At 72.9% G+C, this 12,118-nt stretch carries 10 protein-coding genes; 4 read left to right on the plus strand and 6 right to left on the minus strand.

Annotated features, from left to right (window positions below; all coding sequences use genetic code 11):
• Positions 1 to 2 precede the first annotated feature (2 nt).
• A complete protein-coding gene (gene kbl, locus WMF46_RS38825; RefSeq protein ID WP_437981830.1) occupies positions 3 to 1,193 on the minus strand; it encodes a glycine C-acetyltransferase in 1,191 nt (396 codons plus the stop codon).
• Positions 1,194 to 1,482: 289 nt separating this feature from the next.
• Here kbl and WMF46_RS38830 point away from each other — a divergent pair, with 289 nt between their 5' ends.
• The gene (locus tag WMF46_RS38830; protein WP_437981831.1) at positions 1,483 to 2,547 is read left to right on the plus strand and encodes a hypothetical protein; all 1,065 of its coding nucleotides are present in this window, start codon (positions 1,483 to 1,485) and stop codon (positions 2,545 to 2,547) included.
• A gap of 32 nt (positions 2,548 to 2,579) precedes the next feature.
• Positions 2,580 to 3,992, plus strand: coding sequence for a DUF4331 domain-containing protein (locus WMF46_RS38835; RefSeq protein ID WP_437981832.1), 1,413 nt, complete (start codon positions 2,580 to 2,582; stop codon positions 3,990 to 3,992).
• Between the two features lie 34 nt (positions 3,993 to 4,026).
• Here WMF46_RS38835 and WMF46_RS38840 read toward each other — a convergent pair whose 3' ends face one another.
• Entirely contained in the window at positions 4,027 to 5,052 is a 1,026-nt protein-coding gene (locus WMF46_RS38840) for a hypothetical protein (protein WP_437981833.1), read from the minus strand.
• Between the two features lie 179 nt (positions 5,053 to 5,231).
• Here WMF46_RS38840 and WMF46_RS38845 point away from each other — a divergent pair, with 179 nt between their 5' ends.
• Positions 5,232 to 6,593 (plus strand): tetratricopeptide repeat protein, encoded by a 1,362-nt coding sequence (locus tag WMF46_RS38845; RefSeq protein ID WP_437981834.1) that lies wholly within the window; start codon positions 5,232 to 5,234, stop codon positions 6,591 to 6,593.
• A 101-nt stretch (positions 6,594 to 6,694) separates the two neighbouring features.
• Here WMF46_RS38845 and WMF46_RS38850 read toward each other — a convergent pair whose 3' ends face one another.
• The gene (locus WMF46_RS38850; protein ID WP_437981835.1) at positions 6,695 to 7,153 is read right to left on the minus strand and encodes a hypothetical protein; all 459 of its coding nucleotides are present in this window, start codon (positions 7,151 to 7,153) and stop codon (positions 6,695 to 6,697) included.
• 14 nt (positions 7,154 to 7,167) lie between these two features.
• On the opposite strand from WMF46_RS38850, the gene WMF46_RS38855 reads away from it, so the two are divergent.
• Entirely contained in the window at positions 7,168 to 8,232 is a 1,065-nt protein-coding gene (locus tag WMF46_RS38855) for an endonuclease/exonuclease/phosphatase family protein (protein WP_437981836.1), read from the plus strand.
• A gap of 68 nt (positions 8,233 to 8,300) precedes the next feature.
• Here the strand turns inward: WMF46_RS38855 and WMF46_RS38860 are convergent, their stop codons facing one another.
• From WMF46_RS38860 to WMF46_RS38870, 3 genes are all read right to left on the minus strand, one after another.
• Positions 8,301 to 9,014 carry a hypothetical protein gene (locus WMF46_RS38860; RefSeq protein ID WP_437981837.1) on the minus strand — a complete coding sequence of 238 codons (714 nt, stop codon included), beginning with the start codon at positions 9,012 to 9,014 and terminating at the stop codon, positions 8,301 to 8,303.
• A gap of 189 nt (positions 9,015 to 9,203) precedes the next feature.
• Entirely contained in the window at positions 9,204 to 10,241 is a 1,038-nt protein-coding gene (locus tag WMF46_RS38865) for a polysaccharide deacetylase family protein (protein WP_437981838.1), read from the minus strand.
• A gap of 987 nt (positions 10,242 to 11,228) precedes the next feature.
• Entirely contained in the window at positions 11,229 to 11,969 is a 741-nt protein-coding gene (locus WMF46_RS38870) for a ComF family protein (RefSeq protein WP_437981839.1), read from the minus strand.
• Positions 11,970 to 12,118: the final 149 nt, after the last annotated feature.

Below are 12,118 nucleotides of genomic sequence, written 5' to 3' on the forward strand. Positions count from 1 at the left end.
GCTCAGGCGACGACGCCGAGGCGCCGGCCGACCCGCCGGAAGGCGTCGATCGCCTGATCGACGTGCTCGGGCTCGTGCGCGGCGGAGAGCTGCACCCGGATGCGGGCCTCGCCCTTCGGCACGACGGGGTACGAGAAGCCGATGACATAGATGCCCTCGGCGAGCAGCGCCCTCGCCATCTCGTTCGCGAGCTGCGCGTCGCCCAGCATGATGGGCACGATCGGGTGGATGCCGGCCTTGATGGTGAAGCCGGCCTGCGTCATCCCCTGCCGGAACCGGCGCGCGTTCTCCATCACCCGCAGGCGCAGCGAGGGCTCCGCGTCGATGAGGTCGAACACGGCGATCGAGGCCCCGGCGATCGCCGGGGCGAGCGTGTTGGAGAACAGGTACGGCCGCGATCGCTGCCGGAGCAGGTCGACGATCGGCTGCCGGCCGGTCGTGAAGCCGCCGCTCGCCCCGCCCAGCGCCTTGCCCAGCGTGGAGGTGATCACGTCAACGCGGTGCATGACCCCGCAGAGCTCCGCGGTCCCGCGCCCCGTCGGCCCCATGAACCCGGTCGCGTGCGAGTCGTCGACCATCACCATCGCGCGGTACTTGTCGGCGAGATCGCAGATGGTATCGAGCTTCGCCAGGTACCCGTCCATCGAGAACACGCCGTCGGTGGCGATGAGCCGGAGCCGCTTGCCCGCCGTCGCGCGGAGGATGTCCTCGAGGGCGGCCATGTCCCCGTTCGGGTAGCGGTGCCGCTCGGCCTTGCAGAGGCGGACGCCGTCGATGATCGACGCGTGGTTCAGTGCGTCCGAGATGACGGCGTCCTCCTCGCCGAGGAGCGTCTCGAAGAGGCCGCCGTTCGCGTCGAAGCACGACGAGTAGAGGATGGCGTCCTCGGCGCCGAAGAAGCGGGCGATCCTGGACTCCAGCCGCCGGTGAAGGTCCTGCGTGCCGCAGATGAAGCGCACGCTGGAGAGGCCGAAGCCGTGCGTGTCGATTGCCTCCTTCGCCGCCGCGATGACCGCCGGGTGCGACGACAGGCCAAGGTAGTTGTTCGCGCAGAAGTTGAGGACCCCGGCGCCGCCTTCGGTCCGGATCACCGGCCCCTGCGGCGTCGCGAGGATCCGCTCTTCCTTGTAGAGACCCGCCGCACGGATGTCCTCCAACGCCCGTACGTACAGTGACCGAGCGACATCGAACATGACGTCGTTATAAAACGGGGCTGTCAGCCGGTCGACGGGGGAACGCCGTCCGGACCCCCAGGGCGGCGCTGCTCATGGGCCTGAGCGCCAGCAGGCGACCCCGGACACGAGAGGCAGGGTGCACGCGGCTTTGTCGCGCGCGGCGCGGCCGCGGCCTACTCGATCCGGGAGGCGCGTGGCAGAACGGGCAGCGTCCAGCGCCGCGCGATCGCCGTGCGGCTCGCGTCGCGTGCGCCACCGCGCGCCGCGCGGGCCGAGCGCACGAACGGCGCCCTCGGGAGGAGCAGGCATGACGGAAGCCAGGGGGGACTTCCGGCGAAGCGCCGGTGTGCTGTGCGCTGTCGCGTCGCTCGCGGCCGCCGCGAGCAACCCGGGCTGCAGCCGCGCGGAGGATCCGCCCGGACGGACCAGCGCGGGCTCCACCGGCGGAGCGCCAGGCACGACCGCGGCGAGCGGAACGGGAGGCGGGGGCGGCGCGGGGGGTGATGCTCCCTATGCGGCTTTGCCGCTCGTCCCGGCGATCGCGTTCGACGCGACGCCGGATGTCGTCGGGGCTTACGTGTACTTCACCGCTCTTGGCGCGGACGGCAGGGCCGGGGTCTTCAGGATCGGCGCGCAAGGCGGCGGTGGCGCCGCCGAGATCGCGGCCGGTCCGCCGCTCGTGGCGCCGCTCGGGATCGCGACGAGCGCGGACGGCGGTCGCGTCTTCGTGGCCGACCCAGGCGCGGGCAACCCAGCGCTCGACGACGCGGGCGCCCTCTTCTCGATCGACCTGCCCGGCGGCGCCGTCGCCCCGATCGACGGCGGCGAGGGGCTGCGCGCGCGTGGCCTCGAGGTCGCCCGCGGCGCGGACAACGAGGAGCGGATCATCTTCTCGGGGCGCGATCGCGACGATGGCCAGCCCGGCGTGTTCTCGCTGCCGGCGCGCGGCGGCGAGGCGTCGGCGCTCGCCAAGGGGAGCCCGCTCGTCGACCCGAGCGGGATCGCGGTCGCCGGCCGGGGCGACGTCTTCGTGTGCGACACCCTCGCGAGCCCCGACAAGACGGCGACCATCTTCAGGATCGAGGACGGCTTCGTGAGCCCGTTCGCGACCGGGCTCCACGTCGGTTATCCGTGCGGCATCGCGCTGACGCGCGACGACGCGGCGCTGCTCGTGCTCACGCGCGACCCGACCCGAGGCGCCGACGAGGTCGTGTGGATCGAGGTGGCGTCCGGAGCGCGCTCGGCGACGGCCGCCGGCGCGCCTGGCCACGACGAGCCCGGGGGGCTGCACCGGGCGAGGGGCGCCGACGTCTTCGCGTTCGTCGATCACGGGGCCCAGGAGCAAGGCTCGGTGTTCCTGCTCAGGCAATGAGCCGCAGAGGAGCGATGGAAGGACCCGCACGCATGATCCACCGACCGTCGCGCGCCGTCGCCGTCTTGACGGCGTCCGTCGCGCTCAGCGCGCCCAGCCTCGCCGCAGCGTCGAGCCACCGCGAGGCGCCGGCCATCGCGAGGGATCCGGCCGCCGACAACACCGACCTGTACGCGTGGGTGGAAGGCGGCAACCTCGTGATCCTCGCGAGCTACATTCCGCTCGAGGAGCCCGCCAGCGGGCCGAACTTCCACGGCTTCTCGGACGACGTGCTCTACGAGGTGCACATCGCGCGCGGGCCGTCGAGCCTCGAGGACGCGCTGACCTACCAGTTCCGGTTCTCGACCAGGCCGTACGTGGCGGCGGATCCGGCGGGGCTCACGCCGGCGCCGAGCGGCGGCAACGAGTTCTTCTCGCAGCTCGCCGGCGGGGAGCAGACGTACACCGTGACGAAGATCGAGGGCGGCGCGTCGACCGTGCTCCTGAGGGACGCCGCGGTCGCGCCGCCGAACATCGGGAGGAGGACGAACCAGCTCGCCTACCGGATCACCGGCGGCGGCTACCCGGCCTTCGCGACGTCCTCGAAGTTCCTCAAGCAGATGGCGGGCGGCGCGGGGCGCGCCTGGGCCGGGCCGCGCGACGACGGGTTCTACGCGGATCTCGGCCGCGCGTCCGATCTGGCGGGGCTGTGCCCGCTCCTCGCGGCGCCGAACCCGTCGTGCACCGCGCGGGACAACCTCGCCGGCTTCAACGTCCACACGCTCGCGCTCGAGCTCCCGCTCGCCGCGGTCAACGGCGGCGCGGAGCCGACGCCGGGGCCGAGCGACCGGCAGACGCTCGGCGTCTGGGCCTCCGCGAGCCGCCGCAAGGTGCGGATCCTGCGCGCGAACGGCAAGGAAGATGGCCTCGGTCCCTGGGTCCAGGTGTCGCGTGTCGGCCTGCCGCTGATCAACACCTGGATCATCGGCCTGCAGGACAAGGACAAGTACAACCGCGCGCACCCGCGCGACGATCTCGCCAACTTCGGAGCCTACTTCCTGAACCCGATCCTGGTGCGGGACGCCGAGTTCGCCGGGCTCTACCAGGCAGGCCAGCCGCTCGCGGCCTTCGATCCCGAGGCGCTGAAGCAGAGCCGGACCGACCTCATCGACGCCTTCAACCTGAAGCCCGCGAGCCTCGGAGGGCACAGCCTGGAGACCGTCGGCGACGTGCTCCGGATCGATCTGGGCATGCCGTCGGGCTTCCCGAACGGCCGCGCGCTGGTCCCCGGCGCGGATCACGAGCAGACCGACGTCACCGACGCGCTGCTCACGCTCGTCCTGACCGGCGCGCTCGGCGCGACGGCGGGCGACGGCGTGGGCGCGAACGACGCGCGGTTCCTCCCCGCCTTCCCTTACCTCGCGACGGCCTGGGAGGGCGCGACCCAGGGCCACTTCCGGCCCTGAGCCGCCCGGCGTGGCGCAGCGCGCAGCTCGCCTGTCACGGCGCAGCGCACCGCATCCCGCACACGCCGCGCGCGGCGCCCCCGCGCGCTCGTCGAACACACGCGGCGCGGCACTCGCCGTCGCGCGTGCAGGCCTCGCCCTCGGCCTTCGGCGCCGCGCAGCGCCCGTCAACGCAGCGCGCGCCGGCCGCGCAGAGCCCGCCGAGGCAGGCAGCGCCGGCGGAGGGCAGCGCCACCTCGCTGCAGCGCGCGTCGACGCAGCGGCGGCCCCGACCGCAGGCCGCGTGGGCCTCGCAGCGGCCGCCGAGCGGGACATCGTCCGCGCACGCGCGCCCGGCGCAGTGGCCGCGGCACTCGGGGTGCGCCTCGGCGTAGCGCGTCTGCCGGGTGACCGCGGCCAGCGCGTCGACCGAGAGGCCGCAGGGCCCCGCGGGGCGCGGGGCGCGGCAGGTGCCCGCGTCGGTGGGGCCGGCGCCTTCGCAGCGCAGCCCGCCCGCGCACTCGAGCGACGATCGGCACCGGGCCCCCTCGTCGAGCGCGCCCAGCACGATCCCCTCGCATGCTGGCGGGACCGGGGCGGCGAGCGGAGAGACCCAGTCGCATCCATCGAGCGACCGCTCCATCACCTCGACACAGCGGCCCACCTCGTCGGTCGATAGCGTCACCGCCCGCGCGCGCACCGCGACGCTCAGGGCGCGCGCGCACTCGGCGGCGGCCTGGAAGCCCGCGGCGCCGCCGCAGCACGCCGCCTTGCGCCGCGCGGGCAACGCATGAAGCGCGTCGCACAGCCGGGCCGCGAGCGGCTCCGGCGCGCCCTCGGCCTTCCCGTAGACGGGGGTGATCTCGTCGCCCGGCAGGTTCTCCGCGGGCCCTGTCGGCGAGGGCGCCGCGGTCGCGCCCGCCTCCGGCGAGGGCGCCGCGTCCGCATCCGCCCCTGGCGAGGGCGTCGCGGTCGCGCCCGCCTCCGGCGAGGTGCGGCGAGCACACGCGGCGCAGAGGTGCACGATCAACGCCGCGGCGCAGAGCCGCTGCAGGCGGTCGCCATCCGTCTGGACAGGCAATGCGATCTCCTCCGCGCTGCGCGCTGCTGGTCGATCGAACGATGCGCTGGAGCGGCGAGCTTGCCGGCGCAGGCCGGCGAGGCAAGCTCTTTCGCGCTCGGATCGAGCCTGTGACGCCCCCGGGAGAACCACGGCGCGCCCAGGGCGGAGCTCCGGCGCGAGGGGAGGTCAGCGCTCCGATGCTGCGACGAACGGGTTGCCTCTTCGCCTGCGCTGCCCTGAGCGGAAGCCTCGGTTGCACCGAGCGCCCGCGCGCAGAGGCCGTCCCGGCCGCGACGGTGTCGACCGGGCGCGCCGCCGAGGCGCCGGCGCCCTCGAGCCTCGACGCGGCGCGCGCGCTCGCGCTCGCGGCCCCGGCGGGCGCGAGCGCCGTCGATCGCGAGATCGAGGCGCTGTCCCGACGTATCGCGACGGCGCCCGGCGGCGCGGATCTCTGGAGCGCGCTCGGCCACGCGTGGCTCCGAAAGGCGCGCGCCTCGGGCGATCCGTCGCTCTACGGCCGGGCTCACGCGTGCGCGGAGGTCGGGCTCGCGCTGGCCGCAGGGGATCGCGCGTCGCTCAACCTGCTCGGCCTCGCGCTGATCCACGAGCGCAGGTTCACCGAGGCGCGCGACGCGGCGGAGCGGGTCCTCTCGCGGGACGAGGGCGACGCGCTCGCGCTCGGGACGCTCAGCGACGCCGCCCTCGCGCTCGGCGCCTTCCAGGTCGCGGCGCACGCGGCGCAGCGGATGGTCGACCAGCGGCCCGGCCTGCCGTCCTACGCGCGGGCCGCACACCTCCGGTGGCTCCAGGGCGACGCGGCGACGGCGAAGCGGATCATCCGCCTCGCGATCGACGCCGGCGACCCGGGCGAACCCGAGGCGCTCGCGTGGACCCTGACCGAGGCGGCCATGATGTTCTGGCACGAGGGCGATCACGAGGGCGCAGACCTGGGCTTCGAGCGGGCGCTCGCCGCGCAGGCCGCGTATCCGCCGGCGCTCGCCGGCAGGGCGCGCGTCGCGCTGGCCCGCGGCGCGTGGGGCCGCGCCGTAGAGCTCCTCGAGCGGGCCCACCAGCAGCGCCCGGACGCGGAGACCGCGTGGCTGCTCGGCGACGCCAGGATGGCTGCAGGCGACCACGCCGGCGCAGCGCGGGCCTACGCCGGCGCGGTCGACGCGGGGCAGCGGTCGGACCGGCGGACCCTCGCGCTGTACTACGCGACCAAGGGCCTGGAGCGCGACGAGGCGCTCCGCCTCGCCGACGCAGAGCGCGCCGTCCGCGCAGACATCTACACCGAGGACATTCACGCCTGGGCGCTGTACCGCGCGGGCAAGCTGGCCGAAGCGCGCGCGGCCAGCGACAGGGCGCTGGCGCTCAGCACGAGGGACGCGCGCTTGCTCTACCACGCCGGGGCGATCCGGATCGCCCTGGGGGACCTGGCGCGAGGCGAGCGGCTCGTGCGGGACGCGCTCGATCTGAACCCCAGGTTCGACATGACAGGGGCCGCCGAGGCCGAGCAGCTCCTCGCGCGTCGCAAGGCCCCTCGCGGCACGGCGCGCTGACGGCCTGATCGAGGAGCAGCGCGCGAGGCGCGCTGAGGGTGAGCACGCGAGGCGTGTCTTGTTGTGAAAGCTCGGGAGTCCGGCCGAGGAGGGACTCGACCTCAGGTGTCGTATTTCACGGTCGACGGGACCACCAGCGGTGGAGGAGCGATCGCGGGTTGCGACGGCGCCGGGGCGGGCTCATCGGTGGGGTCCGAGCCTGGCTGGCTCTTGGGTGGCTGGCCATGGAGCTCCCGCAACCGGGCGGGCGCGGGCTCGATCGCTGTCGGGGCCTCATCTCCTCCCGTCTCCCCCGCCGCGACGGGGGGCACGCTCACCGCGGGCGGCGGCGGGACGAACATCCTCGGCACCTGGATGGAGCGGGCGATCGACGCGACCTCCGGGAAGCTCATGGCCATCCGCTCGACAAACGCCGCACGGGCCGCATCATCGGGGGCGCTCGCCGAGGCCTTCGCGACCCGCAGGGCCGACCAGAGCTCGTAATACCAGGCGGAGAGGGAGGCATGCGCTTCCAGCAGGTCACGAATGGTATCCTCGGAAACGATGATGTTCTTGCCCATGGGCGAGAGGATACATGACCGAGCGACGCCTCCCACCTCGTTCGAGCGGCACAACACCTGAGGAGCGGGTACCGGACCCGACCTCGACGCGCGCGGCGCCCGGCGCTCTCCGCGGCCCCGGGACACCGCGCGACGACGCCACGTCGCTCAGGATCGTCACCTATAACGTCCGCTACTTCGGGCACGGCACGCGGGGCATCGCCTCGACCAGCGCCGCCATCACCCGGATCGCGACGACGCTCGCGCGGATGTCCCCGCTGCCCGATCTCGTGTGCCTCCAGGAGGTCGAGACCCAGTCGCTGAGGTCCTCGACGATGAACCCGCGCTGGCACCCGGAGGAGACCCAGCTCGATCGCCTGATGACGGAGCTGCACGCGGCGCTGGCGCAGGCAGAGCGGCGCGAGCGCTACGTCGCCTACTACTTCCCCGCGCACACCTACAAGCTTACCTCGCGGACGAACATCTACACGACCGGGCTCGCGGTGCTCGCGCGCGACACATTCCACATCGGACACCACAACGCGGAGCGCCCGCACGACATCACCCATCGGCGGGGGGTCAAGAGCCTGAAGCAGACGCGCATCTGCGCGCACGTGTCGTTCGAGCACGAGAGCGGGCAGAGCTTCGATGTGTTCAACACCCACCTCAGCCTGCCGAGCGTGTTCTCGCGGGAGTTCTGGACAGGCGAGGCGCGGATGGGGTTCGGGCCCAATCAGATCGAGGAGGCGAGGGTGCTCGCCGATTTCGTCCGCCGCGAGCGCCGGAGCGACAATTTCGTGGTGGTCGGCGATTTCAACTCGCTACCAGGCTCGCCGGTCGATCGCTTCCTGCGCGAGGAGATCGGCTTCGTGGACGCGTTCGCGAAGGTCCGCTGCCTCTCCGAGACCGAGGCGCGCGCCTTCCCGACGGCCGGCTTCATGAACCTCCGCATGCACCTCGACCACGTCTACTCGTCCGAGCTCCTCCAGTGGCTGGACTTCACGGGCACGCATCCGTTCGGGCACAAGGGCGCGTTCGCGGGGCTGTCCGATCATGTCCCTCTGATCGCGCGCTGCCGCCTGCCGGGCTCCCCCGGCTGACCGCCGCGCGGCGCCGCCGCTCTGGGCGCGGCGGAGCGCGGCGCGGCGGAGCGCGGCGCGGCGGCCCTTCACCCCGGCAGCCAGAGCAGGTCGTCCATGATGGGCTCGAGGCACGCGGAGATCTGGGGGCCGAGATCGGCGCCGCACGCGAGCTTGCCGAAGCAGGCGCGGACCTCGTGCCGGCCGCGGCTGTTCATCGCGCCGATGGCTCGCTCGAGCTGCGGGCCGAGGCCGTCCTCCAGGCTCTGCCGGCAGGTGTCGTAATCGAGGTCTCCGCACCCCGCGAGGCGGCCGCAGAGGACGGCCATGTACGGCGCCAGGTCGGCGCGCGGGAGCGTGGTGGCCGTCATGGCCTCGGAGCCGCAGCGGCTCACCTCCTCCGCATAGGCGGCGGTGAAGGGATCGCCCTCGAAGCGCCGCAGCGCTGCCAGCGAGCACTCCGAGGTCGCCTGGAGCATCTTCGGCGAGGCCATCGTCGTCATCTGCGTGCACTGGTCGAACTTCGGCCAGCCCTTCGCCTGCTCGGTGGCCCGCTGGTAGAGCGCCTCGAGGTACACGCACCAGGCGCGCTGGGCCTCGCGCTGCTCGCGCTGCTCGACGCTCGCCCCCCGCGCGCCCTGCCCGTCGGGCGATGCCTGCGCGGGTCGCGCGGGCGCCTTCGCGGAGGCGGCGGGCGCCGACGCGCCGCCGCATCCCGACGCGAGGGCCGCGGAGATCAGCGAGGCCGCGCCGAGCATGGATACGGCGGCGCGGAAGCTGCGTTCATGGATTGTGCCTTTCACGGGAGCCCCCCTTCGTCGAACAGGCTGCGCAGCAGCTTTCCTGGCCCATCGAGGCCACGCGCGTGCAGAACCGGCCCAGCGACGTGCACGTGCACAGCCCAGGCCACACGCGCGCCGGCCGAGGCGGCGTCGGGCGAGCGGAGGCGCTCGGGGCGCGCGGCGGCGGAGCGGCGCGCGGTCTTTGCTCGATCAGCGGCCGGACCGGGAGCCGGGCCGCTGGCCGATGAGCAGCTTGAGCTTGAAGAGCGCGCCGATCTGCCCGCGGTCCATGGCGATGCGCGGGAAATTCAGGGGGTCGAAGGACGAGAGCATGCAAAGGCCGGAGTTGTTGGTGAAGCCGATCTCGAAGCCGGCCTCCTTCACGGCGCGATGGAACGCGCCGCACAGGCTGTATCCGACGGGGTACGCGACCGCGTACACGGCCTCGTTCAGCGCGTCGGAGAGCACGCGCCGGGAGCGCGCAAGATCGCGAGTGGCCTCTTCCGGCGAGAGCGTCTGGAGGACACGATGGCTGTGCGAGTGCGACTGCACGTCCATGCCCGCCCGGCGCAGCGCCCCGATGTGGTTCCAGTCCATGATCGTCCTGGTCGCGAGCGCGCGCTCCTCGCCGAGGTCGATCGACACCCCCGTGGCGCGCTCGATCTCGTCCCAGAGGCGCCCGATGTCGACCCCGGAGGTGCGCTTGATGGTCTGGCAGACGAGCATCGCCGCCGCGATCGGGTCGCGCAGCGGCTCGAGCACGAGGGTCGCTGGGTAGGCGATCTCGACGCGCGCCCGACGGCACCGGTGCATGAGGAGCGCAACGCGATCCCACCAGAAGAGGCGGCCCCTGTCGGGGTACCCGGTGGCGATGAAGAACGTGGCCGTGACCCCCGCGCGCTCGAGGAGGGGCAACGCGACGTCGTGGTTGTCACGGTAGCCGTCGTCGAACGCGACCATGACGGGGTTCGGCGGGAGCTTCCGCCCCTTCGCGAGGAGCCGCACGTCCCGGAGGGACACCACGGTGCCGTGCGTCTTGATGACCGCGAGCTGCTCCTCGAACTCGCGCGCGCTCACCTCGGCGACCCCCGGATCGAGCTCGTCCACCTCCGAGACTTCCGCGATGCGGTGGTAGGTGAACACGGAGAGCACGGGCAGCCGAAGCTTCGCGCGCAGCCAGAGGAAGCGATCCAGGAGCCCGAGGGTGTCGAGCACCCCGGCGGCGAGCACACGACGACCGCGCGGCAACCTCCTGCGGATCCACGTCAGTGGATGTGCGACGACGTACACGGGTGTATTCCAGCACACATCCGACGTTCGTGCTTGCTCTCGAGAGCGGGTCCGACGGCGAAGCTCCTGCGCTTCCGGCGGGTGGGCCGCCGACCGGGGAATCCGGGGCGGCAGCGATCCCGCTAAAGTGGCGCCCGATGTTCTCGACGGACGCCCCCCAACCTGGGTCGGACGCACCTCAACCTGGGTCGACAGGCGTGGACGTACCTCAACCTGGGTCGGACGATGGCCCCCCGTCGAAGCCGCCCTCGCCCCAGCCTGGTTCGGTCTCGCCTCAACCTGAGTCAGTCGCGGCGCCTCTGTCGAAGCCGCTCTCGCCGCTCGGCACCGCCGGAGTTGCGCTGGCGACAGCAACCATCCTGTTTGCGCTGGGGGTGTACACCGTCGAGACGAGCCTGCCCGAACTGGCGGCACGCAGCCGAGCGCCTCGACCGGCGATCGTGACCACCGGCGGTCTTGTAAGCATCACCGCTGTGGCTTCAAAGCAAGCAGCCGTCCCCGTGCAGCTGGCGAGCGCGACCGACACCACTGCACAGCCGACGCCGACCGCATCCCCGACGCCACGTGCTGAGGCTGCGCCACCGCCAGTCCCGCCAAGCACCGAGACGGCGGCACCTCCAGCACCATCAGCCACCGAGGCCGCGGCACCTCCAGCACCATCAGCCACCGAGGCCGCGGCACCTCCAGCACCATCGGCCGCCGAGACGGCAGCCCTTCAACAACAGACATCCGTCGACGCTGCAGCGACGACTCCGCCGACCCCGCGAAAGGGCCACGGCCTGCTCAAGCTCAACTCCTCCCGGAATGCGACCGTCTACGTGACGGGCGTGCCAGTGGGGCCCAGCGAGCGACCCGTCGAGGTGCGTTGCGGACGCTTTTTCGTTCGACTCGGCGAGCCGACGCGCGACGGCACGCGATGGCTCACCGAGGGCAGGACCGTCCGCGTCAAGTGCGGTGTGCTGACGGAGGTGAGCTTCTGAGCTCGTCCGCCCCGCTCTCGGCCGTCGCGAGGACGAGGTAGATCACCGAAACGGCGCCCGCGCCGAGGAGCGCATCTCGACACGCCTCGAGCGTGGCCCCCGTGGTCGCCACGTCGTCGATGAGCGCGACCCTCCGGCGCTGGACGCGCTCGGGCGCGTGCACGCGAAACGCACCTGCCACATTCTGCAGGCGGAGATCGCGCGGGAGCTGCGCCTGCTGCGCGGTGGGACGGACACGGCAGAGGGCCCGTGGGGCGAAGGACACCGCGAGTCCGTCAGCGACGTGCGCGGCCAGCAGGGCGGCCTGGTTGTACCCGCGCTCGGCGAGACGACGCGGATGCAGCGGCACGGGGACAACGAGGTCGACGCGCACCTCCGCATCGCGCGCCGCGCAGAGCATCAACCGGCCGAGCGGGCGCGCGAGATCCGGACGATCTCCGTACTTGAAGCGCCGGATACCTTCCGCAACCGCCCCGCCAAACGGAGCGAACGCGACGAGAGGTGCTCCCGCCGCGGCGCGCGCGCCCGCGCCTCCTCGCGGCGCCCCCCCTGCGTAAGGCACGGAGGTCCGCGCGCAATCGGCGCAGAACACCGAGGCATCGGCGATCGGGGTGTCACAGCCCGCACAGGCCGGCGGGCTGAGCGTGCGCGCAGCGGCGGCGACCACGGAGCGGACTGCGGCGACGAGGGCGCTGGAAAGGCTCATGAGCTACCAGCGCGATCTTCGTCGTGAGTGGACGTGCGGTTGCGTGGGCGCACGAAAGAAGATCTCTTTGCAAACGACGCGCGGTACGATCGCGATCATCGTGGTTCACGTCCTGAAATTCCGGCGCTCTACCAGCTGGCGGAGGGGCC

Origin of the sequence: Sorangium sp. So ce117, assembly GCF_051524395.1 — a bacterium.
GTDB classification, from domain to species: Bacteria; Myxococcota_A; Polyangia; order Polyangiales; family Polyangiaceae; genus Sorangium; species Sorangium cellulosum_B.